The organism is Ectopseudomonas toyotomiensis (genome assembly GCF_017167985.1).
Lineage (GTDB): Bacteria > Pseudomonadota > Gammaproteobacteria > Pseudomonadales > Pseudomonadaceae > Aquipseudomonas > Aquipseudomonas toyotomiensis.
In genome coordinates this window covers 4,505,134-4,532,103 of record NZ_CP070505.1, presented here as the reverse complement: position 1 = coordinate 4,532,103, position 26,970 = coordinate 4,505,134, and the positions used below count along the sequence as shown (strand labels likewise).

Sequence of the window (26,970 nt, the reverse complement as noted above, 5' to 3'; positions counted from 1 at the left end):
GCTTGCCTCGCGTCGATATCCGTGGTGTCCGTGGCTTGCTCATGCCTGCGTCCACCACGGTTATCGGCCGCTCTGCCATAACCGTGGATGGAAGCCCAGACATGAACACAACAACCCGTTCCGCCTATAACTACAGGGTGGTTCGCCAGTTCGCCATTATGACGGTGGTTTGGGGCATCGTCGGCATGGGACTCGGCGTATTCATCGCTGCCCAGCTGGCCTGGCCCGAACTGAACCTGAACCTACCGTGGACCAGCTTCGGCCGTCTGCGTCCGCTGCATACCAATGCGGTGATCTTCGCCTTCGGTGGCTGCGCCCTGTTCGCCACCAGCTACTACGCGGTGCAACGCACCAGTCAGACCACGCTGTTCGCGCCAAAGCTGGCGGCCTTCACCTTCTGGGGCTGGCAACTGGTGATCCTGCTTGCGGCCATCACCCTGCCCCTGGGCTGGACCAGCTCCAAGGAATACGCCGAACTGGAATGGCCGATCGATATCCTGATCACCATCGTCTGGGTGTCCTACGCCATCGTCTTCTTCGGTACGGTGATGCAGCGCAAGGTCAGCCACATCTACGTGGGTAACTGGTTCTTCGGCGGGTTCATCCTCACCGTGGCCATCCTGCACGTGGTCAACAACCTGGAAATTCCGGTCACCCTGACCAAGTCCTACTCGCTGTATGCCGGTGCCACCGATGCGATGATTCAGTGGTGGTACGGCCATAACGCCGTGGGCTTCTTCCTCACCGCTGGTTTCCTGGGGATGATGTATTACTTCGTGCCCAAGCAGGCCGGTCGCCCGGTCTATTCCTACCGCCTGTCCATCGTCCACTTCTGGGCGCTGATCGCGGTGTACATCTGGGCCGGCCCGCACCACCTGCACTACACCGCCCTGCCTGACTGGGCGCAGAGCCTGGGCATGGTGATGTCGCTGATCCTCCTGGCACCCAGCTGGGGCGGCATGATCAACGGCATGATGACCCTCTCCGGTGCCTGGCACAAACTGCGTACCGACCCGATCCTGCGTTTTCTGGTGGTGTCTCTGGCCTTCTACGGCATGAGCACCTTCGAAGGCCCGATGATGGCCATCAAGACCGTCAACGCCCTGTCCCACTACACCGACTGGACCATCGGCCATGTGCACGCCGGCGCCCTCGGCTGGGTCGCCATGGTGTCGATCGGCTCGCTGTATCACCTGATTCCCAAGGTGTTCGGCCGCGAGCAGATGCATAGCCTGGGTCTGATCAACAGCCACTTCTGGCTGGCCACCATCGGCACCGTGCTGTACATCGCCTCGATGTGGGTCAACGGCATCACTCAGGGCCTGATGTGGCGCGCAGTGAACGAGGACGGCACCCTCACCTACTCCTTCGTCGAAGCGCTGGAGGCCAGCCATGTCGGCTTCGTGGTGCGGGTGATCGGTGGCGCCATCTTCTTCGCCGGCATGCTGCTGATGGCATGGAACGTCTGGCTGACCGTACGCAGCGCGAAATCCATCGAGATGGAAGCCGCTGCGCAGTTCTCGGTAGAAGGAGCCCACTGATGAAACACGAGATTCTCGAGAAGAACATCGGCCTGATGGCCCTGGTGATGATCCTGGCGGTCAGCATCGGTGGCCTGACGCAGATCGTCCCGCTGTTCTTCCAGGACGTCACCAACGAACCGGTCGATGGCCTCAAGCCCTACACCGCGTTGCAACTGGAAGGCCGCGACATCTATATCCGTGAAGGCTGCGTCGGCTGCCACTCGCAGATGATCAGACCGTTCCGCGCCGAGACCGAACGCTACGGCCACTACTCCGTCGCTGGTGAAAGCGTCTGGGATCACCCCTTCCTGTGGGGCTCCAAGCGCACCGGCCCGGACCTGGCTCGCGTCGGCGGCCGCTACTCGGACGAGTGGCATCGCGCCCACCTGTACAACCCGCGCAACGTCGTGCCGGAGTCGATCATGCCCGCCTACCCCTGGCTGGTGGAGCAGAGCCTCGATGGCAAGGACACCGCCAAGAAGATGAGCGCCCTGCGCACATTGGGCGTGCCCTACAGCGAAGAAGACGTCGCTGGGGCCAGCGATGCGGTCAAGGGCAAGAGCGAGATGGATGCTCTGGTCGCCTACCTGCAGGTGCTTGGCACCGCCGTGAAGAACAAGAGGTGAGTGCCATGTTCGAGCTTATCGATATCGGCACCCTGCGCGGCCTAGGCACTGCGCTGGTTTTGATCGCCTTCACCGCCGTCACCCTCTGGGCCTACAGCGGCAAACGCCGCGATGCCTTCGCCGAAGCGGCCAACCTGCCCTTCGCCGATGAGCCCAAGCCCGCCGTTTCGAGGACCCAAGCATGACCACCTTCTGGAGCTGGTACATCACCCTGCTGACCGTCGGTTCGCTGGTCGCGCTGTTCTGGCTGATCTTCGCCACCCGCAAGAGCGAAGTGCACAAGAACCCGACTGAGCAGACCATGGGCCACGCCTTCGATGGCATCGAGGAATATGACAACCCACTGCCCAAGTGGTGGTTCATGCTGTTCCTCGGGACCCTGGTGTTTTCCGTTGGCTACCTGCTGCTCTACCCGGGCCTGGGCAACTTCAAGGGCCTGCTGCCGGGCTACGAGAATGGCTGGACCCAGGTCAACCAGTGGCAGCGCGAGATGGACCGTGCCGATGAGCTGTACGGCCCGATCTTCGCCAAATACGCCGCCATGCCGATCGAGGAAGTGGCCAAGGACGAACGCGCGCTGAAGATGGGCGGACGCCTGTTCGCCTCCAACTGCTCGGTCTGCCATGGCTCCGACGCCAAGGGCAGCTACGGCTTCCCCAACCTGACGGACAACAGCTGGCGCTGGGGTGGCGAGCCGGAGACCATCAAGACCTCCATCATGCATGGCCGCGTCGGCGTGATGCCTGCACAAGGCCCGATGATCGGCGAAGATGGTGTGCGTAACGTCGCTGCCTACGTCCTCACCGAACTGGGTGGTCGCGACCTTCCGGAAGATGCGCAGGCCGACGTCGCCGCCGGCAAGCAGATCTTCGCCACCCTCTGCTCCGCCTGCCACACCCCTGCCGGCACCGGCATGGCAGTGATGGGCGCGCCGGACCTGACCCAGCCCAGCGCCTTCATCTACGGCAGCAGCTTCGCCCAACTGCAGCAGACCATTCGCTATGGTCGCAGCGGCAACATGCCGGCGCAGGGTGACTTCCTCGGTAACGACAAAGCTCACCTGCTGGCCGCCTACGTGCTCAAGCTGAGCCAGGGCGAAAACAAGTAACCCCCTGCTTTACCGGCGACTGAATCACGGTCGCCGGCCCCTCCTTATATGTGTGCGACCCAGTGTCGCACCTGCCGACCAATAGCCCTGCAATTTCCTTGAACTGGGCTAAGCTGCCTTTCAGTCGCCATCCGTCACAACTCTAAGGCGATCCTTTCTTAGCGCTGCGCAAACTGGTTGCGCAAAAAGCTGCCAGAGCTGTTTCCGAGGCCGTTGCGAACGGCTCGCGGAAGGCCCTGAAACCCTATTCGCGTCGGCACGTTGCGTTGCAATGGCTACCTGCTTTCTCCATACTTGCCGCCGATTTTTGCCCCATAAAACTCCATTAACCGTGGAACCCCTAGCATGAGCACAGCAATCAGTCAGACTGCTTATAACTATAAGGTGGTCCGCCAGTTCGCCATTATGACGGTGATCTGGGGGGTCATTGGCATGGGTCTAGGCGTGTTCATCGCCGCACAACTCGTGTGGCCGGAACTCAACCTAAACCTGCCGTGGACCAGCTTCGGCCGTCTGCGCCCGCTGCACACCAACGCGGTGATCTTCGCCTTTGGCGGATGCGCCTTGTTTGCGACCTCGTATTACGTGGTCCAGCGCACCTGTCAGACGCGCCTGATCTCCGACGGTCTGGCTGCCTTCACCTTCTGGGGCTGGCAAGCGGTCATCGTCCTGGCGGTGATCACCCTGCCGATGGGCTACACCAGCTCCAAGGAATACGCCGAGCTCGAGTGGCCGGTCGACGTCCTGTTGGGGATCGTCTGGATCACCTACCTGCTGGTGTTCTTCGGCACCATCGTCAAGCGCAAGACCAAGCACATCTATGTGGGCAACTGGTTCTTCGGTGCGTTCATCCTCGTGACCGCGATGCTGCACATCGTCAACAGCGCCGCCATGCCGGTAAGCCTGTTCAAGTCGTATTCGGCCTATGCCGGCGCGACCGACGCGATGATCCAGTGGTGGTACGGCCACAACGCAGTAGGTTTCTTCCTGACCACCGGCTTCCTGGGCATGATGTACTACTTCGTACCCAAGCAGGCCGAGCGCCCGATCTATTCGTATCGTCTGTCCATCGTGCACTTCTGGGCGCTGATCACCCTGTACATCTGGGCCGGCCCGCACCACCTGCACTACACCGCCCTGCCGGACTGGGCACAGTCCCTGGGCATGGCCATGTCGGTCATCCTGCTGGCACCAAGCTGGGGCGGCATGATCAACGGCATGATGAGCCTGTCCGGCGCCTGGCATAAGCTGCGCACCGACCCGATCCTGCGTTTCCTGGTGGTGTCCCTGGCTTTCTACGGCATGTCGACCTTCGAAGGTCCGATGATGGCCATCAAGACCGTCAACGCCCTGTCCCACTACACCGACTGGACCATCGGCCACGTGCACGCTGGCGCTCTCGGCTGGGTAGCGATGATCTCCATCGGCTCGCTGTATCACCTGATCCCGAAAGTCTTCGGTCGCGAGCAGATGCACAGCATCGCCCTGATCAACACCCACTTCTGGCTGGCCACCATCGGTACCGTGCTGTACATCGCCTCGATGTGGGTCAACGGCATCACCCAGGGCCTGATGTGGCGCGCGGTGAACGAAGATGGCACCCTCACCTACTCCTTCGTCGAAGCGCTGGAAGCCAGCCATGCGGGCTATGTCGTACGCATGATCGGCGGCGCCTTCTTCGTCGCAGGCATGCTGCTGATGGCCTACAACACCTTCCGCACCGTGCGTGCCGCCAAGCCGGCTGAATACGAAGCGGCTGCGCAGATTCCCGCCGGAGTAGCTCACTGATGAAACACGAAATCATCGAGAAGAATATCGGCCTGATGGCGCTGCTGATGGTGATTGCCGTCAGCATCGGTGGCCTGACCCAGATCGTCCCGCTGTTCTTCCAGGACGTCACCAACGAGCCGGTGGAAGGCCTCAAGCCCTACACCGCGATGCAACTGGAAGGTCGCGATATCTACATCCGTGAAGGCTGCGTCGGCTGCCACTCGCAGATGATCCGTCCGTTCCGCGCCGAGACCGAGCGTTACGGCCACTACTCCGTCGCTGGTGAAAGCGTCTGGGATCACCCCTTCCTGTGGGGCTCCAAGCGCACCGGCCCGGACCTGGCTCGCGTCGGCGGTCGTTACTCGGACGAGTGGCATCGCGCCCACCTGTACAACCCGCGCAACGTCGTGCCTGAGTCGAAGATGCCCGCTTACCCATGGCTGGTGGAGAACAAGCTCGACGGTCGCGACACCGCCAAGAAGATGGAAGTCATGCGTGGCTTCGGCATTCCCTACACCGACGAAGATATCGCCGGTGCTCGTGATGCCGTGAAAGGCAATACCGAAATGGACGCGCTGATCGCGTACCTGCAGGTTCTCGGCACTTCCATCAAGAACAAACGGTAAGACGCTATGGACATCGGGATGATTCGCGGCATCGGCACGGCGGTGGTCTTCATCGCCTTCATCGGCGTGGTGCTCTGGGCCTACAGCAACAAACGCAAATCGAGCTTCGACGAAGCAGCCAACCTGCCCTTCGCCGACGATCCCAAGCCCGAGTCCAAGCGCGATCAAGACTCTTCCAGGAGCAATAACCAATGACCACGTTCTGGAGTTGGTACGTAACCATTCTGTCTCTGGGCACCATCTTCGCCCTGACCTGGCTGATCTTCGGCACCCGCAAGGGCCAGCGCCAGGAAACCACCGAAGAAACCGTCGGCCACAGCTTCGATGGCATCGAGGAGTATGACAACCCGCTGCCGAAGTGGTGGTTCATGCTGTTCGTCGCCACCATCATCTTCGCCCTCGGTTACCTCGCCCTGTACCCAGGCCTGGGTAACTTCAAAGGCCTGCTGCCTGGCTACGACTACGTCGACAGCGAAAAAGAAACGCCTTTCGCTTCTGGCGTGCAGATCGCTGACGGCTCCATGCGTCACTCCGGCTGGACCGGTGTGCACCAGTGGGAAAAGGAAATGGCGCGCGCCGATGAGCAATACGGCCCGCTGTTCGCCAAGTACGCCGCCATGCCGATCGAAGAAGTCGCGCAGGACCCGCAAGCCCTGAAAATGGGCGGCCGCCTGTTCGCCTCCAACTGCTCGGTGTGCCACGGTTCCGATGCCAAGGGCAGCTACGGCTTCCCCAACCTGACCGACACCGAATGGCGCTGGGGCGGCGAGCCGGAAACCATCAAGACCACCATCCTCAAGGGTCGCCAGGGTGCCATGCCGGCTCAAGGCCCGGCCATTGGCGAAGACGGTGTACGCAACGTCGCCGCCTACGTCCTCACCGAGCTGGCCGGTCGTGAGCTGCCGGAAGGCGTGGAAGCCGATATCGAAGCGGGCCAGAAGGTCTTCGCCGGTACCTGCTTCGCCTGCCACGGTGCCGACGGCAAGGGCACCCCGGCCATGGGCGCGCCCAACCTGACCAACCCGGCAGCGTTCATCTACGGCAGCAGCTACGCGCAACTGCAGCAGAGCATTCGCTACGGCCGTCACGGCAACATGCCGGCCCAGGAAGAATTCCTCGGCAATGACAAGGTGCACCTGCTGGCTGCCTACGTGTACAGCCTGTCGCACAAGGCACAAGAGCAGTAAGCACAGGCGACTCTTTTGACAAGGGTCAATGAACGCCCGGGTCGCGACCGCTGGTCGCACCCGGGCGTTGTCTTTCAGGCGTACCATATAGCTACCGTGAACTGACCCTGACCGGCACGTATCGGCCCGGGCTGCCAACCAACCGCTTTGGTATGCATTGATGAGCGAACAGATTCCCGTCCAGGACGTCACCCCTCCTTCTGCCAAGAATGCCAGCGTCGATCTCTACGCCAGCCGCGAGAAGATCTACACCCGCGCGTTCACTGGCCTGTTTCGTAATCTGCGACTCGCTGGCGGCGCCCTGCTCTTCCTGCTGTTCTTCGGCACCGTCTGGTTGAACTGGGAAGGTCGCCAGGCCGTGTGGTGGAACCTGCCGGAGCGCAAGTTCCATATCTTCGGCGCCACTTACTGGCCGCAGGACTTCATGCTGCTGTCCTGGCTGCTGATCATCTGCGCCTTCGGCCTATTCTTCATCACCGTTTTCGCCGGTCGCGTCTGGTGTGGCTACACCTGCCCGCAGAGCGTGTTCACCTGGGTGTTCATGTGGGCCGAGAAGGTCACCGAAGGTGACCGCAACCAGCGTATGAAGCTGGACAAGCAGCCCATGAGCAGCGCGAAACTCGGGCGTAAAGCGGCCAAGCACGGTATCTGGGTGGGCGTCTCGCTGCTCACAGCCATCACCTTCGTCGGTTACTTCACGCCGATTCGCGAACTGGTCATCGAGATCTTTACCGGCCAGGCCAGCGGCTGGGCCTATTTCTGGATCGGCTTCTTCACCCTCGCCACCTACGGCAACGCCGGCTACCTGCGTGAACAGGTATGCATCTACATGTGCCCTTACGCGCGCTTCCAGAGCGTGATGTTCGACCAGGACACCCTGATCGTCTCCTACGACCCGCGCCGTGGCGAATCACGCGGCCCGCGCAAGAAGGACGCCGACTACAAGGCCCAGGGCCTCGGCGACTGCATCGATTGCAAGATGTGCGTGCAGGTCTGCCCGACCGGTATCGATATCCGTGATGGCCTGCAGATCGAGTGTATCGGCTGCGCCGCCTGTATCGACGCCTGCGACGACATCATGGACAAGATGAACTATCCCAAGGGGCTGATCAGCTACACCACTGAACACAACCTGTCCGGGCGCAAGACCCACCTGCTGCGCCCGCGCCTGATCGGGTACGCTGTCGCGCTGGTCGCCATGATCGGCCTGTTCGCCTGGGCCGTGGCCAATCGCCCATTGGTGGAGCTGGATGTACTCAAGGACCGCGTGCTGTTCCGTGAGAACGAGCGCGGCCATATCGAGAACGTCTACACCCTGAAGATCATGAACAAGGCGCAGCGCGACATGACCTACGTGATCACGGCCGACGGCCTCGACGGCCTGGTCTACGAGGGCAAGCGCGAAGTGCGGGCCCTGGCTGGCGAGGTGTATTCCTTCCCGGTCGAGCTGTCCATCGCACCGGAGAAGCTGCCGTCGAGCGCCAACAACATCGTCTTCCACGTACAATCGGCGGACGACCCCAGTATCAAGAACGACGCCGACAGCCGCTTCATCGGCCCAAGCGTCCGCTGACAACGGAAAACGCATGACCGAGCAAACCCCATCGCCAGTCAAACCCTGGTACAAGCAGTTCTGGCCCTGGTTCATCCTGTTCCTGCTGGGCTACTCGGTAGTGCAGGGCCTGACCCTGCTCACCATCGCCACAAAGAATCCGCCAGGGCTGATCTCCGACGACTATTACGATGTCGGCAAGGGCATCAACCAGTCGCTGGAGCGCGAGAAACTGGCCGAGCGCCTGCAATTGCATGGCGAGCTGGTGCTGGATAACACCACCGGCGTCGCCACCCTGTCGCTGGAGGGCAACAGCAGACCGCAGCAGATTGTGCTCAACCTGATCTCGCCGACCCAGCCAGAGCGCGACCGCCGCGTGATCCTGCAACCGACGGCTGACGGCCAGTACCGTGGGCAGATGGTCGATGAAATCAGCGGTCGCCGCTTCGTCGAGTTGCTCGGCCAGGAAGGCAGCCAGAACTGGCGTCTGTTCGAGGAAGAGAACATCACCGGCGGCCAGACCATCATGATCGGTGACAACCCCTCCTACTGACCCAGCCGATGCCCACCCCCACTCCCTGCTATCACTGTGGCCTGCCGGTGCCCGCCGGCAGCCAGTTCCGTGCCGACGTGCTCGGCCAGACCCGCGAAATGTGCTGCCCCGGCTGTCAGGCCGTGGCCGAAGCCATCGTCGCCGGTGGCCTGGAGCATTACTACAGCCATCGCAGCGAGAACGCGGCCAACCCGCAGGCACTGCCCGCCGCCCTGCCGGATGAACTGGCGCTGTATGACCGCAGCGATGTGCAGCAGCCCTTCGTCCAGCACGAGGGCGAAGTGAGCGAAACCCAGTTGCTGATCGAAGGTATCAGCTGCGCGGCCTGCGGTTGGCTGATCGAGAAGCACCTGCGCGGCGTGCCGGGCGTGGCCGAAGCGCACCTGAACCTGTCCAACCATCGCCTGCAGGTGCGCTGGCAGGACAGCCAGATCGCCCTGAGCAAGCTGCTTGCCGAACTGCGCCGCATCGGTTACGCCGCCCACCCCTGGCGCGCCGACGAGGCCGCCGAGCGCATGGCCGCGGAAAACCGTCGACGCATGCGCGAGCTGGGCGTGGCCGGGTTACTGTGGATGCAGGTGATGATGGCGACCATGGCCACCTGGCCGGAATTCAACATCGACCTGTCGCCGGAGCTGGACAAGATCCTGCGCTGGACCAGCCTGTTTCTCACCACGCCCATCGTCTTCTACTGCTGCGGCCAGTTCTTCCGTGGTGCCCTGCGCGACCTGCGTACCCGCCATCTGACCATGGACGTCTCGGTCTCGCTGGCCATCGGCGGTGCCTACGTGGCCGGCATCTGGTCGACCATCACCGGCCAGGGCGAACTGTATTTCGACGCCGTGGGTATGTTCGCGCTGTTCTTGCTCGCCGGGCGCTACCTGGAGCGCCGTGCACGAGAACGCACAGCCGCCGCTACGGCGCAGTTGGTCAAGCTGCTGCCGGCCTCCTGCCTGCGCCTGGACGCCGACGGCCAGAGCCAGCGCATCCTGCTCAGCGAGCTGCGCGAAGGTGAGCAGGTGCTGGTGCAACCCGGCTCGCTGATTCCCGCCGACGGGCGCATCCTCGCCGGCCAGTCCAGCGTCGACGAATCGCTGCTGACCGGCGAGTACCTGCCGCTGCCACGCGGCATCGGCGACAGCGTTACCGCTGGCACGCTGAACGTCGAAGGCCCACTGACCGTCGAAGTGCAGGCGCTGGGCGATGCCACGCGCCTGTCGGCCATCGTGCGCTTGCTGGATCGAGCGCAGAGCGAAAAACCACGCCTGGCGGAAATCGCCGACCGCGTGTCGCAATGGTTCCTGCTGTTCATCCTGATCGCTGCCGCCGTGGTCGGCTTCGCCTGGTGGGAGATCGACTCCAGCCGCGCCTTCTGGGTCGTGCTCGCCCTACTCGTGGCCACCTGCCCCTGCGCCCTGGCCCTGGCCACGCCGACTGCACTGACCACCGCCACCGGCACCCTGCACAAGCTGGGCATGCTACTGACGCGCGGCCATGTGCTCGAAGGCCTGAACCAGATCGACACCCTGGTGCTCGACAAGACCGGCACGCTGACCGAAGGCCGCCTGACGCTCAAGGCTATCCACCCGCTGCGCGATCTTGACCAGGGTGATTGCCTGGCGCTGGCGGCCGCACTGGAAAACCGTTCGGAACACCCCATCGCCCGCGCGTTCAGCCAAGCGCCCCGCGCGGCGCAATCCGTCGACAGTCATCCCGGACAAGGCCTGCAGGGCCTGGTCGATGGCCGCCTGTTACGCATAGGCGAGGCCAGCTTCGTCTGCGCCATGAGCGGCCAGGCCGTACCGGCGATTGCCAGCGAGCACGGCCAATGGCTGCTGCTGGGCGACGAACAGGGCCCACTGGCCTGGTTCGTCCTCGACGACCGCCTGCGCGAAGATGCTCCCGATCTGATCGCCGCTGCGCGCGCACGGGGCTGGAACATTCACCTGCTCTCCGGCGACAGCTCGCCGATGGTGGGTGAAGTCGCCCGTCAGTTGGGCATCGATGACGCTCGGGGCGGCCTGACCCCGGATGCCAAGCTGGCCGTGCTCAAGCAGTTGCACGGCGCAGGGCGGCGCGTGCTGATGCTTGGCGATGGCGTCAACGACGTACCGGTATTGGCTGCCGCCGATATCAGCGTGGCCATGGGCTCGGCCTCCGACCTGGCGAAAACCAGCGCCGACGCCGTGTTGCTGTCGAACCGACTGAGCAGCCTGGTCGACGGCCTGAAACTGGCCAAGCGCACGCGCCGTATCATCATCGAGAACCTGGCCTGGGCGACGCTGTACAATGGCCTGGTACTGCCCTTCGCCGCCCTGGGCTGGATCACGCCGATCTGGGCGGCTGTAGGCATGTCGCTGAGCTCGCTGCTGGTGGTGCTCAATGCCCTGCGCCTGAGCCGCACCCCGAACACATAGGAGCGAGCTCTGCGCGCGAAGAAGCGGTTCGCTCGCGACGCTCGCTCCTACTCAGATGCCCACTGGAGACCGCATGTCCGCCCTCTACATCCTGATCCCCGTCGCCATCGGCCTGGTCGGCTTCGCCATCTGGCTGTTCTTCTGGGCGGTGGACAGCGGTCAGTACGACGATCTCGACGGCCCCGCGCACAGCATTCTGTTCGACGACGAAGATCCACTGCACAAGGCTGGCGTCGAGCAGGCCGAGGACCACAACAAGCCGGGTAAACCTGATGCTTGAGCTGACACCGCTGCTGGTGTCGGCGCTGATTCTCGGCCTGCTCGGTGGCGGCCATTGCCTCGGCATGTGCGGCGGCCTGATGGGCGCGCTGACTCTGGCGATTCCCCCCGAGCAACGCGGCAGGCGTCTACAACTGCTGCTGGCTTACAACCTCGGGCGCATTCTCAGCTACAGCCTTGCAGGCTTGCTACTGGGCTTGGCCGGCTGGGCCATTGCCGGCAGCAAAGCCGAAGTGGCGATGCGCACAATGGCTGCCTTGCTGCTGATTGCCATGGGTCTTTATCTGGCCGGCTGGTGGAGCGGGCTGACACGCATCGAAGCACTGGGCCGCGGCCTGTGGCGGCATATCCAGCCGCTGACCCGGCGCTTCATGCCGGTCAGCAATCTGCCGCGCGCCCTGGTCCTGGGTGGTTTATGGGGCTGGCTGCCGTGCGGGCTGGTCTACAGCACCCTGCTGTGGGCCTCCAGCCAGGGTAATGCAGTCAACAGTGCCCTGCTGATGCTGGCGTTCGGCCTGGGCACCTGGCCGGTGCTGCTGGCCACCGGGCTGGCAGCAGAACGCATCACCACCCTGCTACGCAAGCGCGGCGTGCGCATGGCTGGCGGCCTGCTGGTCATCCTGTTCGGCATCTGGACCCTGCCAGGCCCTCACCAGCACTGGCTGATGGGGCATTAGAGCGGCTTCAGGCTAGCGTAGCCCGGATGCAATCCGGGGAAACCTGCCACAAGCCCCGGATTGCATCCGGGCTACGTCACTATCGCTCCGGTGAAGCTTTTTTCGCTCTCGCCTGCAGCCTGAGGCCTGTGGTCTGTGGCCGCCCCTCTTGTAGCCCCGTTGATTCAGGTCAAGGCCACCCCCTACGCGCATCCCTAGACTGGCCGCACAGCCTGTCCAGGATTATTTCCCATGCTCGACGCCATCCAGTGGGATGCCGACCTGATCCGCCGCTACGATCTCGCCGGCCCGCGCTACACCTCCTACCCGACTGCCGTACAGTTTCACGACGATATCGGCCCGTTCGACCTGCTGCATGCCCTGCGCGACAGCCGCAAGGCCAAACGTCCGCTGTCGCTATACGTGCACGTGCCCTTCTGCGCGCACATCTGCTACTACTGCGCCTGCAACAAGGTCATCACCAAGGACCGCGGCCGCGCCCTGCCCTATCTGGAAAAGCTCGAGCGGGAAATCGAGATCATCAGCCGCTACATCGACCGCAACCAGCCAATCGAACAGCTGCATTTCGGTGGCGGTACACCGACTTTCCTCAGCCACGACGAACTGCGCCGGCTGATGCAGCACCTGCGTCAGCACTTCAACCTGCTCGATGATGACTCCGGCGACTACAGCATCGAGATCGACCCACGCGAGGCTGACTGGTCGACCATGGGCCTGCTGCGTGAGCTGGGCTTCAATCGCGTCAGCCTCGGCGTGCAGGATCTCGACCCCGAGGTGCAACGCGCGGTCAATCGCCTGCAGACCCTGGAGGAAACCCGCGCCATCGTCGAGGCGGCGCGTACCCTGCAGTTCCGCTCGGTGAACATCGACCTGATCTACGGCCTGCCCAAACAAACGCCAGAGCGCTTCGCCCGCACCGTGGCCGAGGTCATCGCGCTGCAGCCGGATCGCCTGTCGCTGTTCAACTACGCACACCTGCCGGAACGCTTCATGCCGCAACGGCGCATCAGCGCCGAAGACCTGCCGAGCCCGGCAGACAAGCTGGCCATGTTGCAGAACAGCATCGAGCAGCTGACGCGCGCCGGCTATCGTTACATCGGCATGGACCACTTCGCCCTGCCCGACGACGAACTGGCCATCGCCCAGGAGGAAGGCACGCTGCAACGCAACTTCCAGGGCTACACCACCCACGGCCACTGTGACCTGATCGGCCTGGGCGTCTCTGCCATCAGCCAGATCGGCGATCTGTACAGCCAGAATGACAGCGATATCGCCAGCTATCAGCAGACCCTGGGCAACGGCCAGCTGGCAACGCGCCGCGGCTTGCATTGCAATGCCGACGACCGCCTGCGCCGCGCCGTGATCCAGCAGCTGATCTGCCACTTCGAGCTGCGTTTCGCCGACATCGAACAGGCCCACGGCGTGGTGTTCCGCGACTACTTCGCGGCGCTTTGGCCACAGCTTCAGCAGCTCGACCGCGACGGCTTGATCGAGCTGGGTGGAGAAGGGATTCAGGTGCGCCCGGCCGGGCGTCTGCTGGTGCGCTCGCTTTGCATGCTGTTCGACCGCTATCTCAACGATCAGGTACGCCAGCGTTTTTCTCGGGTGATCTGAACACCAGCAGCCTGCGCCAGCGACGGACTCCGTCACTGGCCGGCGTATCACCCCATCGCCAGCGTGGCGGCGGTCTGCATCTGTTCGTTCGACAGGCCGTTCTCACGCATGAGCTTGATCAGGTTGGCATTGGCCGCAGTCAATGCGCTGTTGAGCGACGCCAGCTCGGTCTGCAGTCCTTCAAGCTGCTGGCGCTTGGTTTCCGCATCAAGGCTCTGATCGCTCATGATCGCCTCTATCTGCGCCTGCTTCTCGACGATCTGCGCACGCAACTCGCGGATCATCTTGAGCAGGTCCTTGATCGCCTTGGGCAGATCGCTGTTGTCGATGTCCTCGTTCTTGTCGGACTTGGCCGACATGCTCTTGCCCAACTCGGACAGACTCACACGCAGCCCCTCGCGCACCTCCTCGGGGCTCCGCTCAACTGCGGTAAATTGTCGCTGAACGCCCTGCACCAGATTATTCAGCGGCCCACTGGATGGTATGCGCATCGCGCTGCTCCCTGCTTTGGACTATGGTTCTACAGTCTGGATCGGCACCCAGAGGCTAAACTTGAGCGCTCGGTCAGTCCTTATATGGCTGGCCGCCACCCGAGCCCTGCGGTACCCTTACGAATATTGCGTGTATATCTGGGAAGCCCAACGATGTCCGAGAGCATCAAGCTGCACAAGCAGCACCAAGCCCATTGCAAGGACTGCAGCCTGGCTGCTCTGTGCCTGCCCATTTCGCTGAACATGGAAGACATGGACGCGCTCGACGACATCGTCAAACGCGGCCGTCCGCTGAAAAAGGGCGAATTCCTGTTCCGCCAGGGCGACACCTTCGGCTCCGTGTTCGCCGTGCGCTCCGGTGCACTGAAGACCTTCAGCCTGAGTGATGGCGGTGAGGAGCAGATAACCGGCTTCCACCTGCCCAGCGAGCTGGTCGGCCTGTCCGGGGTCGACGGCGAGCGCTACCCGGTCTCGGCACAGGCGCTGGAAACCACCTCGGTCTGCGAGATTCCCTTCGAGCGCCTTGACGACCTGGCTCTGCAGCTGCCGCAACTGCGTCGCCAGCTGATGCGTATCATGAGCCGCGAGATCCGCGACGATCAGCAGATGATGCTGTTGCTGTCGAAGAAGACCGCCGACGAACGCATCGCTACCTTCCTGGTCAATCTCTCCGCCCGCTTCCGCGCCCGCGGCTTCTCGGCCAACCAGTTCCGCCTGGCCATGTCGCGCAACGAAATTGGTAACTATTTGGGCCTTGCGGTGGAGACCGTGTCTCGCGTATTTACCCGCTTCCAACAGAACAAGCTGCTCGAAGCCGAAGGCAAGGAAGTGCACATTCTCGACCCGATCGAGCTGTGTGCTCTGGCCGGCGGCAATCTCGACGTTTGAGTTCGCACGATTTCGCGGGCTCAACGCATTAGGACCCCACGATGATCTTTGACGAATTCAGCATCAAGACCCTGATCCGCCCGGTACCGGACTTCCCCAAGCCGGGCGTCATCTTTCGCGACATCACCCCTCTGTTCCAGTCGCCGCGCGCCCTGCGCATGGTCGCCGACAGCTTCATCCAGCGTTACGTGGAGGCCGAATTCAGTCACATCGGCGCCATGGACGCGCGCGGCTTCCTGATCGGCTCGATCATCGCCTACGAACTGAACAAACCGCTGGTGCTGTTTCGCAAGCAGGGCAAACTGCCGGCTGACGTGCTCAGCGAGGGCTACCAGACCGAATATGGCGAAGCTTTCCTCGAAGTGCACAGCGACAGTCTCTGCGAAGGCGATTCGGTGCTAATCTTCGATGACCTGATCGCCACCGGCGGCACCCTGATCGCTGCTGCCAACCTGGTTCGACGCATGCGTGCAACGGTCTTCGAGGCCGCAGCGATCATCGACCTGCCTGAGCTGGGCGGCTCGCAGAAACTGCAGGACGCCGGCATCCCCACCTTCACACTGACGGCCTTCGCCCTCGACGATCACTGAGCCAAAGCGCCTGCCAACCCGCAAGTGGGTTGATGATTCAGCCGGGTAATGCCCGGCATCACCGATTACCTTGACCAGACTCCCATGCACGAACTCGAACTGAATCCATCCAGTGACTGGCGTCAGCGCCTGGGCGCGCTGATGGACGGCGCCATCATGCAGCGCCTGATCACCCTGCTGATCATCATCAATGCCGTCATTCTCGGCCTGCAGACGTCACCGTCGATCATGACCGACTGGGGCACGCCGCTACTAATCCTCGATACCTTCATCCTCACCTGCTTCGTCATCGAGCTGGCGCTGCGCTTCACCGCCCGCGGCATCGGCCTGCTGCGCGATCCCTGGGCGGTATTCGATTGCCTGGTAGTCGGCATCGCTCTGGTACCGGCAAGCGGCCCCTTCGCCGTGCTGCGTGCCTTGCGCGTGCTGCGCGTCCTGCGACTGGTGTCGATCAATCCGAGCATGCGCAAGGTGGTGCAGGCGCTGCTCGCTTCGCTGCCTGGCATGGGCAGCATCGTCATGCTGATGGGGTTGGTGTTCTACGTCGCTGCAGTGATGGCCACCCAGCTGTTTGGTGAAAGCTTTCCAGAGTGGTTCGGTAACATCGGCGCCAGTCTGTACACCCTGTTCCAGGTGATGACCCTGGAAAGCTGGTCGATGGGCATTGTGCGCCCGGTGATGGAAGAGCATCCACTGGCCTGGCTGTTCTTCGTGCCTTATATCCTCGTCGCGACATTCATGATGCTCAACCTGTTCATCGCCGTTATCGTCAACGCGATGCAGAGCACCCACGAGCCCAATGCCGAGGAGCAGGCCGCAGCAACTCGCGAACAGGCAATTCTCGACGAGCTGCGCGCACTGCGCAGTGAAGTGGCCGAGCTGCGCCGTAACGCGCCCTAAACCCCGCCGTCAGCGCAATCCGCCGCATTTACCGCGGCGGGTTGCTTACCTTCTTTCCTGAAATCTACCCATCAGACCCGCCTTAAGTTGGCGGCGCTCAGCGCCCGCACGCCCGATAGTTACATCGTTCAATGACACAGTTGGTCTGTCGAGATTAGCCATCTGCGACCCCGAGTGCTGCCAGCCAGAGCCGCACGACAATCGGGAGTACCAACGCCCAGAAGAGGACTCGAACGATGAGCGCCAGTACCACCCTACCCCAGCCGAAACCCAGCTTTCCGGTGCGTCGCATGGACTTCAGTTTCAGCGAGACACCGAAGTACTGGTTCTACGACGACCCGTTCATGAGCCACTTCATGAACAACCTGTCGTCGCTGTTCCCCTACGGCGAGAAGTTCTTCGTCGACAGCGTGCGCGCCGTACGCGATCAGGTCAGCGAGCCGCAGCTGAAAAAGGACATCAGCGCCTTCATCGGTCAGGAGGCCATGCACTCCAAGGAGCATGCGGCCTACAACGACTACGCCAATGAGCACGGTATCGACCTGGAGCGCCTCGAGCGGCGCATCAAGGTACTGCTCGAATGGACGACCCGCTTCAGTACCAAGAAGCAACGCCTGGCAGCCACCTGCGCCCTGGAACACTTCACCGCGACCATGGCCGAGCAGTTGCTCAAGCGTGAAGATCTCACCACACAGATGAACGATCCGAAGCTCTATCAACTGTGGATGTGGCACGCCATCGAGGAAAACGAGCACAAGGCCGTGTGCTACGACGTCTACCAGAAGGTCTACGGCGGCTACTTCACCCGCACGCTGGTGATGATGCTGACCACCCTGATGTTCCTCGGCGTGATCGGCTGGTTCCAGATTCACCTGCTGCGCAAGGACGGCCAACTGTTCAACTGGCGCAGCTGGGGCTTCGGCCTGAAGAAGCTGTTCGGCCCGCGTAATGGCTTCTTCACCAGGCTGCTCGGCCCCTATCTGGACTACTACCGCCCCGGCTTCCACCCCAAGGATCACGACACCGACAAACTGGAAAACCGCTGGCGCGAGCGCCTCGGTTTCAGCAGCTGAGGCCTCTTGGCGTACGGATTTAGACACCAACAACAACGACAAGCAGGAGTTCGGTCATGAATGCGCCCGTGTCACCCCCTATCGCTGGCCGCCATTGCAAGATCGCCATCCTTGGCAGCGGTTTCTCCGGCCTCGGCATGGCCATTCGCCTCAAGCAACAGGGCGAGCAGGACTTCCTGCTGTTCGAAAAGGAAGCCGGCGTCGGCGGCACCTGGCGGGTGAACAACTACCCAGGATGCGGCTGCGACGTGCAATCGCATCTGTATTCGTTCTCCTTCGAGCCGAACCCGAACTGGACGCGGATGTTCGCCAGGCAGCCGGAAATCAAGGCCTACCTGGAAGGTTGCTGGGAGAAGTATCGGCTGCAGGACAAGACCCTGCTGGACACAGAAGTGGTGCAGATACGCTGGGACGAGCACGCCGAGCTATGGCATCTGCAGGACCGCGCCGGCAACCGCTACAGTGCGCAGTTCGTGGTCTCCGGCATGGGCGCGCTCTCTACCCCGTCGATTCCCAAGCTCAAGGGCCTGGAGCACTTCACCGGCGAGGTGTTCCACTCACAGCAGTGGAATCACGACTACGACCTGACCGGCAAACGCGTGGCGGTGATTGGCACCGGCGCTTCGGCCATCCAGTTCGTGCCGCAGATTCAGAAGCAGGTGGCTCGCCTCGATCTCTACCAGCGCACCGCGCCGTGGATCATGCCCAAGCCTGATCGCGCCATTCGCGATGGCGAACGCCAGCGCTTCAAGCGCTTTCCGCTGGCGCAGAAACTCTGGCGCGGCGTGCTGTACGGCATCCTCGAAAGCCGGGTGATCGCCTTCGCCTTCGCCCCGCGCTTGCTGCGCATGGCCCAGGGCATCGCCAAGCTGTATATCAAGAAGCAGATCAAGGACCCGGTGCTGCGCGCCAAGGTCACCCCGGACTACACCATGGGCTGCAAGCGCGTGCTGATCTCCAACGATTACTACCCGGCGCTGACCCAGGCCAACGTCGAGGTGATCACCGACGGTATCGCCGAAATCCTGCCCGGCGGCGTGCGCAGCGTCGACGGCCAGGAGCGCGAGGTGGATGCCATCATCTTCGGCACCGGCTTCACTCCCAGCGATCCGTTGCCGCGCGGCACGGTGTTCGGCCGTGGCGGCGTCGATCTGCTCGACACCTGGCCCGAAGGCCCGGAAGCCTACAAGGGCACCATGACCACGGGCTTCCCCAACCTGTTCTTCCTCATGGGGCCGAACACCGGTCTGGGCCACAACTCCATGGTCTACATGATCGAGTCGCAGATCACCTATGTGCTCGGCGCTCTCAAGCAGCTCGAAGAGGGCCGGCTGCAGAGCCTGGAGCCCAAGCGCGAGGCGCAGGACGCCTTCAATCGCAAGATCCAGGGCACTCTCGGCAGCACCGTATGGAATGCCGGCGGCTGCATGAGCTGGTATCTGCACCCGGTCAGCGGGCGCAACTGCACGGTGTGGCCCGGCTTCACCTGGCGCTTTCGCATGCTGACGCGCAACTTCGATCCGCATGCCTATCACTTCAGTCGCCAACACGCCGCCCATCCGGCGCAGAGCAATGCCATCAGCCTCGACGTGCAGGAGGTCAGCGCATGAAATCCTTCGAGAACAAGGTAGCCGCCATCACCGGCGCCGGCTCCGGTATCGGCCGCGCCCTCGCCTATCACCTGGCGCGCCAGGGCTGCCACCTGGCGCTGTCCGACGTCAATGTCGAGGGCCTCAAGGAAACCGTCGAGCAGGCACGCAAGCTCGGCGTCACCGTCAGCCAGCAGCGGGTCGACGTTGCTGATCGCGCCGCCGTCGAGGCCTGGGCCGAGCAGATCGTCATCGAGTTCGGCCGGGTCAACGCCATCTTCAACAATGCCGGCGTGGCTCAGGGCGGCACGGTGGAGGGCAACGATTACAACGACTACGAATGGATCATGAACATCAACTTCTGGGGCGTAGTCAACGGCACCAAGGCCTTCCTGCCCTACCTCAAGGCGGCCGGCCAGGGTCACGTGATCAACGTCTCCAGCGTGTTCGGCCTGTTCTCCCAGCCGGGCATGAGCGCCTATAACGCCAGCAAGTTCGCCGTGCGCGGCTTTACCGAATCGCTGCGCCAGGAGCTGGACATGGCCGATTGCGGGGTTTCCGCCAGCTGCGTGCATCCGGGCGGCATCAAGACCAACATCGCCAAGACCGCGCGGATGAACGACAGCCTGGCCAAGGTCACCGGCCAGGAAGCCGAACAGGCGCGCCAGCAGTTCAACGACCAGCTACTGCGCACCACGCCGGAACAGGCGGCGAAGGTCATCGTAAATGGAGTGCTGGCCAACAAGCGGCGCATCCTCATCGGTACCGATGCCCGTGCCCTGGACTGGATGCAACGCAGCATGCCGGCGCTGTACCAACGCCTGGTCACTCTGTCGATGCGTACGGCTGCCCGCTTCGCATCCAAAGCACGGAGCGCAGACGGGGTGCGCGAGATCTCCTAGGGTAAGCCGACATTGGTTGCATGCCCCTGGGAGGTACGCGGCCCTGGGCGCTTGCGACCATACGAGAGAACGTGGCACGTTTGTCGGCCAACATTCGGTTCGCCGGCATTTGCGCTAAGGTGAGGAAACAGACGCATCACTCATCCACGCGGCGCCGCTACCGGCTCCCGGCTGGAACCTCGGTGTGGCGTCGACATCGAGGGCGGCGCCTTGATCCACGAGGTGGCCTCATGAGCGCGCTTACCTGCACCCACCGCGACCACACCATCCGCGCCAGCGTCATGGAACATCCCGGCCTGCCGACACCCTGGGCCGGCGGTTGCCAGATTACCGATCCCAACGGCAACACCAGCAAACGCCAGACCTTGCCGGTGGATTACGCCTTCATGGATGACCTGAGCAAGGCCCAGCACGCGTCCATCGCCCATGGCAAATGGCTGGTAGATCAGAAGCTGGATCACGGCCGCAATTGGCACTGAGGGCAACCCAGACGTAGGGTCTTAGCCCGCATGAAATCCGGGAGAGATCGGAAATTATCCCCGGATTGCATGCGGGCTAGGAACGGTCGCGCAACGGATCGAGCAACGGTTTGAGACCGTTGTGATCGATCTCCTGCATCAGCGCGAGCAGCTGACCCAGCTCGCCCTTGGGAAAACCCGTACGGGCGAACCAGTTGAGGTAGTGGCCCGGCAGATCGGCGATCAGCCGGTCCTTGTACTTGCCGTAAGGCATGCGGCGGGTTACCAGGAGTTTCAGCGCTTCGGGGTTCATCGGTTACTCGAATGGCCGGAAAATGATCCGGTCATTGTGCCAGGCATCAGGCCCTGGACGAAAAGCACCTAGCCGCGAAGTGCTTCGCGAACGAAATCTAGGCGATCCTGGCCGAAGAACATCTCGCCGCCAACAAAGCAGGTCGGCGCGCCAAATACGCCGCGTTTGACCGCCTCCTCGGTAGTCACCTTGAGCGCGTCCTTCACTGCCGGTTCAGCGATCTGCGCCTGCAGGGCGGCTGCATCGAAACCAGCGGCAACCAGCACGCCTGCCACCTTGACCGGATCCCCCATGTTCACCCCGTCGACCCAGATCGCCCGGAATAGCGCCGGCAAGGCATCGTCGAAGCGCTCCGGCTGATGCAGTTGAACGGCCACCAGCAAGCGCATCAGCGTCAGGGTATTGATCGGAAAGTGCGGGTTGAAGCGCATCGGTACGCCATAGCGCTCGGCAAAGCGCGCCAGGTCGCGAATCATGTAGCGCCCCTTGGCCGGAATCATCGCCGGCGAGGCATTGCCGGTGGCCTGGAACACGCCGCCGAGCAGCATCGGCCGATAGACCAATTCAGCGCCGGCGTCGCGACACAGATCAGGTAGCTGGGTATGGGCCAGGTAAGAGGCCGGGCTGCCCAGGTCGAAGAAGAACTCCACCGTCTTGCTCATGGCTTTCACTCGCTCGTTATTGTGGTTATGGGTTCAGCGCAGGTTACCAGCGCTCGATCCACGGGCGCAGATCCAGCTCGAAGGTCCAGGCATCGCGGGGCTGAGCGTGCAGGAACCAGTAGCTGTCGGCGATATGCTCGGGATCGAGAATGCCATCCTGATCCTTCTTGGCGTATAGCTCGGGAAAGCTGTCGCGGATGAAGGCGGTATCGATGGCGCCGTCCACCACCACATGGGCGACATGGATATTCAACGGTCCCAGTTCACGCGCCATGCTCTGCGCCAGCGCGCGGATGCCGTGCTTGGCCCCGGCGAAAGCGGCAAATCCGGCAGCGCCACGCAGGCCGGCCGTAGCGCCGGTGAACAGGATGGTGCCGCGTGCGCGGGTGACCATGCGCTTGGCCACCGCCTGGCTGGTGAGAAAGCCGGCGAAGCAGGCCATTTCCCAGATCTTGAAGTACTTGCGTGCGGTTTCATCGAGGATGCTGCAGGGCACGTTGGCGCCGATATTGAACACCATCACCTCGATCGGCCCGATGTCACGCTCGATGCTCTCGACCAGTTCAGCCACCTGCTCCTCACGTCGCGCATCGGAAGCAAAGCCATGCGCTTCGCCGCCCTCGCTACGGATTTCTTCCAGCAACGGTTGTAGTTTATCGAGACTGCGCCGGGTGACGCAGGCGACATACCCCTCGCGGGCAAAACGCCGGGCAATGGCGCCGCCGGTGGCATCACCCGCGCCGATGATCAAAGCGACCTTCTTGTTCTCATTCATGGCTTTCTCCATTAACTAACGATCGTTAGCTGAACGAACGTTATGCTACGATCTCGGGCAGGTCAACCCAGCATAGAACGGAGTCATCCATGCGTTATTCCGCCGAACACAAGGCCGAAACCCGCGAGCGCCTGCTCGCCAGCAGCGGCGCGATTGCCAAGCAGCAAGGGTTTGCCGTGACCGGCGTGGACGCGCTGATGAAAACCATAGGCCTGACTGGCGCAGCCTTCTACAGCCATTTCCCGAGCAAGGACGATTTGTTCGCTGAACTGATCGAACGCGAGCTGCACAACAGCCTGAGCCGCCTTGGCGGCGAAGCGGGCGACGCCGGTCGCGACAAGCTGCAACGCTGCCTGGCGGCCTATCTCAGCCTGGCGCATGTCGAGCAAGCGGATAAAGGCTGTGTGCTGCCTGCCTTGGGCGCGGAGATCGCCCGTGCCGATGAACGCGTTCGGCTGCGTACCGAGCAGCAGATCCTGCAGTTGCAGAACACCTGGGCCGAGGTCATCGGCGACCCGCAACTGGCCTGGACGATTCTCGCGCAATGCCTCGGCAGCCTACTGCTGGCGCGCATGATGGCCAGCCAGGAATCGCGCCAGCAGGTGCTCGGCGCCAGCCTGGACATGCTCGAACACACATTGAAGCCTGTCAGCTGAGCGCGGATGCCGTTAACCTAGGCGGGTTATTCCTGCCAGGATCGATCCATGTCGCACACCCCATCCCCGCTGGTTGGTGAAACCCCTCTACACGCTGTCGAGGTGCGCATCCTCGGTTGCCTGATCGAAAAGCAGCTGACCACGCCGGAAACCTACCCGCTGACGCTCAATGCCGTGCAACTGGCCTGTAACCAGAAGACCAGCCGCGAACCGCTGATGAACCTGGAAACCGGTGAAGTCGGGCGCTATCTGCGTAGCCTCGAAGGCCGCAAGCTGGTACATCTGGTGATGGGCAGCCGCGCCGACCGCTGGGAACAGCGTTGCGACAAGCAGTTGGAGTTGGTCAAGCCGCAGACGGTATTGCTCGGTCTGTTGCTGTTGCGTGGCCCGCAGACGCTCAATGAGCTGCTCACGCGCAGCAATCGCATGCACGATTTCGACGATGTCGCCGAGGTCCAGCATCAGTTGGAGCGTCTGATCGGTCGCGGTCTGGCGCTACTGCTACCGCGCCAGAGTGGTCAGCGCGAGGATCGCTATATGCATCTGCTGGGCGAATCTGCAGATATGGAAAGCTTGCTGACCAGCCGCCCTGCTGCTCGTGGGGAGGCTGCGGCACCTAACGAAGATCGACTGGTCGAACTGGAAGCGCGCATCGCCGCCCTCGAAGAACGTTTGGCGCGCCTGGAAGGCGCGCAGTAACCCAAGGAGCTCATGTATTGAATTTCAAAACTCGTCTCTGCCTCATCCTGGGCGCCACCCTGCTCGCAGCCGGCTGCAGCAGCACCGCCGAGAAACCGACCTCCGTTGCCGCACCGAGTGGCCCGACTCCGGACAGCTGCACCTCGTCCGCCATCGAACACTTCAAAGGCAAGACCGTGACGCCCGAGCTGCTCGAGCAGGCACGTCAGCAAGCCGGAGCCAGCACAGCCCGTATACTCACACCCGACAGCGTGGTGACCTTGGAATACAATGGTCAACGCCTTAACCTCAATGTCGATGATCAGCGCGTGATCACCCGCGTATCCTGCGGCTGAAATCACAATTGAGTGTGGGTTGCCCTGCACTCAATTGCCGACAACGCCAACCACCTTTGCACAGGCCAATGCCATGACCTCCCAAGTGGAACCCTGCGCCGAGCTGATGCTGGACAACCAGCTGTGCTTCGCCCTCTATTCCACCTCGCTGATGATGACCAAGACCTACAAGCCCCTGCTGCAGGCGCTCGGTCTCACCTATCCGCAATATCTGGCCATGCTGGTGCTGTGGGAAAACGAGGGCATCACCGTCAGTGAGATCAGCGCACGCATGCTGACCGACCCGGGCTCGTTGACGCCTCTGCTCAAGCGCCTGGAGAGCGAAGGCCTGCTGCAGCGCCAGCGCAGCAGCCAGGACGAACGTGTGGTGCAGCTGTACCTGACCGACAAGGGTCGTGCCCTGCACGAACAGGCCAAAGCATTGCCTGCCTGTATCCTCAAGGCTTCTGCGTTGAACATGGCGCAACTAGGCAAGCTGCGTGATGACCTGATCGAACTGCGCGGCCATCTGCAAGACGCCCTCTGATCCCAGGCGATGCCAGCCATCGCCTGCTGCCGCTAACCCGTAGCCACCCCTAGCCGGGCAAAGTCTCGTGCGCGCTGTATTCAGCGGCCTCATCGTCCATCTCCCCGCATCACGGGCTCATCCTGCGCCTCTATTCAGTCTGATTCTGTCAATTCACCTACAGGATCTACAGCAAAGCATGGCTACATACCCTATCGCGCCTGCTTATTCCTGAAAGTCAAAAAGCTATAACCAAATCTTCCATATATTTATCTTGCGCGCCAATGTTTTGCGCAATATATTTCGCCCCATGGAAACGGTTAGCGCACAAAAGATTAGCAAGCCAATCCATCACTACCCCACCGACAAGGATCAATGCCATGACTATCGAAAACGTTCTCTACCGTGCAACCGCTGAAGCCTTTGGTGGCCGTGAAGGCCGCGCTGTCTCCTCCGACGGCATCCTCGACATCGCCCTGTCCACCCCGAAAGAACTGGGTGGCGCCGGCGGTAACGGCACCAACCCGGAGCAGCTGTTCGCCGCCGGTTATTCCGCCTGCTTCCTCGGCGCCCTGAAATTCGTCGCCGCCCGCGACAAGCTGAGCATCCCGGCTGACACCTTCATCGAAGGCACCGTCGGCATCGGCGCCATCCCCACCGGCTTCGGCATCGAAGTGGAACTGCGCATCAGCCTGCCCGGCCTGACCCCGGAAGCCGCACAAACCCTGGTGGATCGCGCGCACATCGTTTGCCCGTACTCCAACGCCACCCGCGGCAACATCGACGTCACCTTGACCATCGTCTGACAGATAGCAGCCAGCGCTCGCGGCCAGAGCCCGAGCGTGGCCCCAAGAGGAGAACCACCATGAAAACCCGCACCCTGTTCGCCACCGCACTGACCGCCCTCGCACTCAGCGCGTCGCTCACCACCCTCGCCCACAGCGCCGAGGCCACGCCCTACCGCTACGGCCAGAACCTGGATATCGCCAAGGTGATTTCCATCGACGTGCCCAACAGCTCGCAGTGCGAAGTGGTCACGGCAACGATGACCTACCGCAACAGCGCGGGTGACGTGGAAGTTCTCGACTACGAACAACTCTCCAGCGTTTGCACCAACCAGAACTGACAACCAGCCGCCCAACTGATCGACAGGAGTTTGACCATGAAATTTTCTCGCACTCTGACTGCCGGGCTGCTCGCCCTGGCCATCAACAGCAGCTTCGCCGCCGGCAGCCCCGGCGTGGAGCGCAACACCCAAGGTTTCCTCGATGCCCTGGCAGCCGGTGGTGGTCAGCCGCTGGAAACCCTCTCGCCGAAAGACGCCCGCGCCGTACTGGTAGGTGCTCAGGCCAACGTCAAGGTGGACCTGTCCGGCATTATCGTGGACACCAAGGTGATCCAGGTTAATGGCCAGTCGCTCACCCTCAAGGTGGTACGTCCTGAAGGCGCTCGCGGCATTCTGCCGGGCTTCATGTTCTTCCATGGCGGTGGCTGGGTACTGGGTGATTATCCGACCCACGAACGCCTGATCCGCGACCTGGTAGTAGGCTCTGGCGCCGCTGCAATCTACGTCGACTACACGCCGTCGCCGGAAGCCAAGTACCCGACCGCGATCAACCAGGCCTATGCCGCCACGAAGTGGGTGGCCGACAACGGCAGCCAGATCGGTGTCGACGGATCGCGCCTGGCAGTGGCCGGCAACAGCGTCGGCGGCAATATGGCAGCCGTGGTCGCCATCAAGGCCAAGGAAGCCGGTACGCCGAAACTGCGCGCCCAGGTGCTGCTGTGGCCGGTGACCGACGCCAACTTCAACAATGGCTCCTACAACCAGTTCGCCGAAGGCCACTTCCTGACCCGCGGCATGATGGAATGGTTCTGGGACAACTACACCACCGACCCGAAGCAGCGTAACGAGATCCATGCGTCGCCCCTGCGCGCCAGCCTGGAACAGCTCAAGGGCCTGCCGCCAGCACTGGTGCAGACCGCCGAGATGGACGTGCTGCGCGACGAAGGCGAAGCCTACGCTCGCCGCCTGAACGCCGCCGGTGTTCCAGTGACTGCCGTGCGCTACAACGGCATGATCCACGACTACGGCCTGCTCAATGTGGTGTCCGAAGTCCCGGCGGTACGCTCCGCCATGGATCAGGCAGCACAGACGCTGAAGAACAGCCTCAAGTAAGCGGCTGAAAAACGAAACCCCGC

General features: G+C 62.5%; 32 protein-coding genes. 28 read left to right on the top strand and 4 right to left on the bottom strand.

What is annotated here, in order from left to right; translation table 11 throughout:
• The first annotated feature begins 101 nt into the window (after nucleotides 1–101).
• From ccoN (JWV26_RS21015) to hemN, 14 genes are all read left to right on the top strand, one after another.
• The gene (gene ccoN / locus JWV26_RS21015; protein ID WP_072424183.1) at nucleotides 102–1,541 is read left to right on the top strand and encodes a cytochrome-c oxidase, cbb3-type subunit I; all 1,440 of its coding nucleotides are present in this window, start codon (nucleotides 102–104) and stop codon (nucleotides 1,539–1,541) included.
• Nucleotides 1,541–2,149: a cytochrome-c oxidase, cbb3-type subunit II gene (gene ccoO / locus JWV26_RS21010; protein ID WP_017677200.1), complete on the top strand. Its 609-nt coding sequence runs from the start codon at nucleotides 1,541–1,543 to the stop codon at nucleotides 2,147–2,149. Before ccoN (JWV26_RS21015) ends, ccoO (JWV26_RS21010) begins: the two co-directional genes overlap by 1 nt.
• A 5-nt stretch (nucleotides 2,150–2,154) precedes the next feature.
• The gene (locus tag JWV26_RS21005; protein WP_017677201.1) at nucleotides 2,155–2,334 is read left to right on the top strand and encodes a CcoQ/FixQ family Cbb3-type cytochrome c oxidase assembly chaperone; all 180 of its coding nucleotides are present in this window, start codon (nucleotides 2,155–2,157) and stop codon (nucleotides 2,332–2,334) included.
• The gene (gene ccoP / locus JWV26_RS21000) at nucleotides 2,331–3,257 is read left to right on the top strand and encodes a cytochrome-c oxidase, cbb3-type subunit III (protein ID WP_017677202.1); all 927 of its coding nucleotides are present in this window, start codon (nucleotides 2,331–2,333) and stop codon (nucleotides 3,255–3,257) included. The genes JWV26_RS21005 and ccoP (JWV26_RS21000) overlap by 4 nt, the downstream gene beginning before the upstream one ends.
• 345 nt (nucleotides 3,258–3,602) lie before the next feature.
• The gene (gene ccoN, locus JWV26_RS20995) at nucleotides 3,603–5,045 is read left to right on the top strand and encodes a cytochrome-c oxidase, cbb3-type subunit I (protein ID WP_017677203.1); all 1,443 of its coding nucleotides are present in this window, start codon (nucleotides 3,603–3,605) and stop codon (nucleotides 5,043–5,045) included.
• Nucleotides 5,045–5,653, top strand: a complete 609-nt coding sequence (gene ccoO / locus JWV26_RS20990; protein ID WP_017677204.1) for a cytochrome-c oxidase, cbb3-type subunit II — start codon at nucleotides 5,045–5,047, stop codon at nucleotides 5,651–5,653. The genes ccoN (JWV26_RS20995) and ccoO (JWV26_RS20990) overlap by 1 nt, the downstream gene beginning before the upstream one ends.
• 6 nt (nucleotides 5,654–5,659) lie before the next feature.
• The gene (locus tag JWV26_RS20985; protein ID WP_206417734.1) at nucleotides 5,660–5,848 is read left to right on the top strand and encodes a cbb3-type cytochrome oxidase subunit 3; all 189 of its coding nucleotides are present in this window, start codon (nucleotides 5,660–5,662) and stop codon (nucleotides 5,846–5,848) included.
• Entirely contained in the window at nucleotides 5,845–6,840 is a 996-nt protein-coding gene (gene ccoP, locus JWV26_RS20980; RefSeq protein WP_206417733.1) for a cytochrome-c oxidase, cbb3-type subunit III, read from the top strand. Before JWV26_RS20985 ends, ccoP (JWV26_RS20980) begins: the two co-directional genes overlap by 4 nt.
• A 160-nt stretch (nucleotides 6,841–7,000) precedes the next feature.
• The gene (gene ccoG, locus JWV26_RS20975) at nucleotides 7,001–8,413 is read left to right on the top strand and encodes a cytochrome c oxidase accessory protein CcoG (protein WP_072424187.1); all 1,413 of its coding nucleotides are present in this window, start codon (nucleotides 7,001–7,003) and stop codon (nucleotides 8,411–8,413) included.
• A 13-nt stretch (nucleotides 8,414–8,426) separates the two neighbouring features.
• A complete protein-coding gene (locus tag JWV26_RS20970; RefSeq protein WP_072424188.1) occupies nucleotides 8,427–8,945 on the top strand; it encodes a FixH family protein in 519 nt (172 codons plus the stop codon).
• Nucleotides 8,946–8,953: 8 nt separating this feature from the next.
• The gene (locus tag JWV26_RS20965) at nucleotides 8,954–11,362 is read left to right on the top strand and encodes a heavy metal translocating P-type ATPase (RefSeq protein ID WP_206417732.1); all 2,409 of its coding nucleotides are present in this window, start codon (nucleotides 8,954–8,956) and stop codon (nucleotides 11,360–11,362) included.
• 73 nt (nucleotides 11,363–11,435) lie between these two features.
• Nucleotides 11,436–11,642, top strand: coding sequence for a cbb3-type cytochrome oxidase assembly protein CcoS (ccoS, locus tag JWV26_RS20960; RefSeq protein ID WP_017677210.1), 207 nt, complete (start codon nucleotides 11,436–11,438; stop codon nucleotides 11,640–11,642).
• Nucleotides 11,635–12,318 carry a sulfite exporter TauE/SafE family protein gene (locus JWV26_RS20955; protein WP_206417731.1) on the top strand — a complete coding sequence of 228 codons (684 nt, stop codon included), beginning with the start codon at nucleotides 11,635–11,637 and terminating at the stop codon, nucleotides 12,316–12,318. Before ccoS ends, JWV26_RS20955 begins: the two co-directional genes overlap by 8 nt.
• A gap of 231 nt (nucleotides 12,319–12,549) precedes the next feature.
• A complete protein-coding gene (hemN, locus tag JWV26_RS20950) occupies nucleotides 12,550–13,932 on the top strand; it encodes an oxygen-independent coproporphyrinogen III oxidase (RefSeq protein ID WP_206417730.1) in 1,383 nt (460 codons plus the stop codon).
• A gap of 47 nt (nucleotides 13,933–13,979) precedes the next feature.
• Here the strand turns inward: hemN and JWV26_RS20945 are convergent, their stop codons facing one another.
• A complete protein-coding gene (locus tag JWV26_RS20945) occupies nucleotides 13,980–14,423 on the bottom strand; it encodes a hypothetical protein (RefSeq protein ID WP_017677213.1) in 444 nt (147 codons plus the stop codon).
• 153 nt (nucleotides 14,424–14,576) lie between these two features.
• On the opposite strand from JWV26_RS20945, the gene fnr reads away from it, so the two are divergent.
• The 7 genes from fnr (at nucleotide 14,577) to JWV26_RS20910 (ending at nucleotide 20,844) form a co-directional block, all read left to right on the top strand.
• Nucleotides 14,577–15,311 carry a fumarate/nitrate reduction transcriptional regulator Fnr gene (gene fnr / locus JWV26_RS20940; RefSeq protein WP_061239107.1) on the top strand — a complete coding sequence of 245 codons (735 nt, stop codon included), beginning with the start codon at nucleotides 14,577–14,579 and terminating at the stop codon, nucleotides 15,309–15,311.
• Between the two features lie 41 nt (nucleotides 15,312–15,352).
• The gene (locus JWV26_RS20935; RefSeq protein WP_017677215.1) at nucleotides 15,353–15,901 is read left to right on the top strand and encodes an adenine phosphoribosyltransferase; all 549 of its coding nucleotides are present in this window, start codon (nucleotides 15,353–15,355) and stop codon (nucleotides 15,899–15,901) included.
• An 84-nt stretch (nucleotides 15,902–15,985) separates the two neighbouring features.
• Entirely contained in the window at nucleotides 15,986–16,801 is an 816-nt protein-coding gene (locus tag JWV26_RS20930) for an ion transporter (RefSeq protein WP_074919073.1), read from the top strand.
• 236 nt (nucleotides 16,802–17,037) lie between these two features.
• The gene (locus tag JWV26_RS20925; protein ID WP_206417729.1) at nucleotides 17,038–17,874 is read left to right on the top strand and encodes a metal-dependent hydrolase; all 837 of its coding nucleotides are present in this window, start codon (nucleotides 17,038–17,040) and stop codon (nucleotides 17,872–17,874) included.
• Nucleotides 17,875–17,930: 56 nt separating this feature from the next.
• On the top strand, nucleotides 17,931–19,484 hold the full coding sequence (locus tag JWV26_RS20920; RefSeq protein WP_206417728.1) for a flavin-containing monooxygenase: 1,554 nt from the start codon (nucleotides 17,931–17,933) through the stop codon (nucleotides 19,482–19,484).
• Nucleotides 19,481–20,365 carry an SDR family NAD(P)-dependent oxidoreductase gene (locus tag JWV26_RS20915; protein ID WP_074919031.1) on the top strand — a complete coding sequence of 295 codons (885 nt, stop codon included), beginning with the start codon at nucleotides 19,481–19,483 and terminating at the stop codon, nucleotides 20,363–20,365. Before JWV26_RS20920 ends, JWV26_RS20915 begins: the two co-directional genes overlap by 4 nt.
• 230 nt (nucleotides 20,366–20,595) lie before the next feature.
• Nucleotides 20,596–20,844: a hypothetical protein gene (locus tag JWV26_RS20910; RefSeq protein WP_072424196.1), complete on the top strand. Its 249-nt coding sequence runs from the start codon at nucleotides 20,596–20,598 to the stop codon at nucleotides 20,842–20,844.
• Between the two features lie 76 nt (nucleotides 20,845–20,920).
• On the opposite strand, the gene JWV26_RS20905 is transcribed toward JWV26_RS20910, so the two are convergent.
• The 3 genes from JWV26_RS20905 to JWV26_RS20895 form a co-directional block, all read right to left on the bottom strand.
• Nucleotides 20,921–21,136, bottom strand: coding sequence for a DUF3820 family protein (locus JWV26_RS20905; protein WP_003243834.1), 216 nt, complete (start codon nucleotides 21,134–21,136; stop codon nucleotides 20,921–20,923).
• 68 nt (nucleotides 21,137–21,204) lie between these two features.
• Nucleotides 21,205–21,798, bottom strand: a complete 594-nt coding sequence (locus tag JWV26_RS20900; protein WP_074919030.1) for a 2-hydroxychromene-2-carboxylate isomerase — start codon at nucleotides 21,796–21,798, stop codon at nucleotides 21,205–21,207.
• 43 nt (nucleotides 21,799–21,841) lie between these two features.
• The gene (locus JWV26_RS20895) at nucleotides 21,842–22,573 is read right to left on the bottom strand and encodes an SDR family oxidoreductase (protein ID WP_072424198.1); all 732 of its coding nucleotides are present in this window, start codon (nucleotides 22,571–22,573) and stop codon (nucleotides 21,842–21,844) included.
• 89 nt (nucleotides 22,574–22,662) lie between these two features.
• Between JWV26_RS20895 and JWV26_RS20890 the strand changes: the two genes are divergently transcribed.
• From JWV26_RS20890 to JWV26_RS20860, 7 genes are all read left to right on the top strand, one after another.
• Nucleotides 22,663–23,229 carry a TetR/AcrR family transcriptional regulator gene (locus JWV26_RS20890; RefSeq protein WP_074919028.1) on the top strand — a complete coding sequence of 189 codons (567 nt, stop codon included), beginning with the start codon at nucleotides 22,663–22,665 and terminating at the stop codon, nucleotides 23,227–23,229.
• Between the two features lie 48 nt (nucleotides 23,230–23,277).
• The gene (locus JWV26_RS20885; RefSeq protein ID WP_074919026.1) at nucleotides 23,278–23,928 is read left to right on the top strand and encodes a YceH family protein; all 651 of its coding nucleotides are present in this window, start codon (nucleotides 23,278–23,280) and stop codon (nucleotides 23,926–23,928) included.
• Between the two features lie 17 nt (nucleotides 23,929–23,945).
• Nucleotides 23,946–24,263 carry an I78 family peptidase inhibitor gene (locus JWV26_RS20880; protein ID WP_074919024.1) on the top strand — a complete coding sequence of 106 codons (318 nt, stop codon included), beginning with the start codon at nucleotides 23,946–23,948 and terminating at the stop codon, nucleotides 24,261–24,263.
• 73 nt (nucleotides 24,264–24,336) lie between these two features.
• Nucleotides 24,337–24,789 (top strand): MarR family winged helix-turn-helix transcriptional regulator, encoded by a 453-nt coding sequence (locus JWV26_RS20875; RefSeq protein WP_055985482.1) that lies wholly within the window; start codon nucleotides 24,337–24,339, stop codon nucleotides 24,787–24,789.
• A gap of 359 nt (nucleotides 24,790–25,148) precedes the next feature.
• Complete coding sequence (locus tag JWV26_RS20870) at nucleotides 25,149–25,574, top strand: organic hydroperoxide resistance protein (RefSeq protein ID WP_017675130.1); 426 nt, start codon at nucleotides 25,149–25,151, stop codon at nucleotides 25,572–25,574.
• 59 nt (nucleotides 25,575–25,633) lie between these two features.
• Complete coding sequence (locus JWV26_RS20865; protein ID WP_045733158.1) at nucleotides 25,634–25,894, top strand: DUF2790 domain-containing protein; 261 nt, start codon at nucleotides 25,634–25,636, stop codon at nucleotides 25,892–25,894.
• Nucleotides 25,895–25,930: 36 nt separating this feature from the next.
• On the top strand, nucleotides 25,931–26,947 hold the full coding sequence (locus tag JWV26_RS20860; protein ID WP_206417727.1) for an alpha/beta hydrolase: 1,017 nt from the start codon (nucleotides 25,931–25,933) through the stop codon (nucleotides 26,945–26,947).
• The last annotated feature ends 23 nt before the right edge of the window (nucleotides 26,948–26,970 follow it).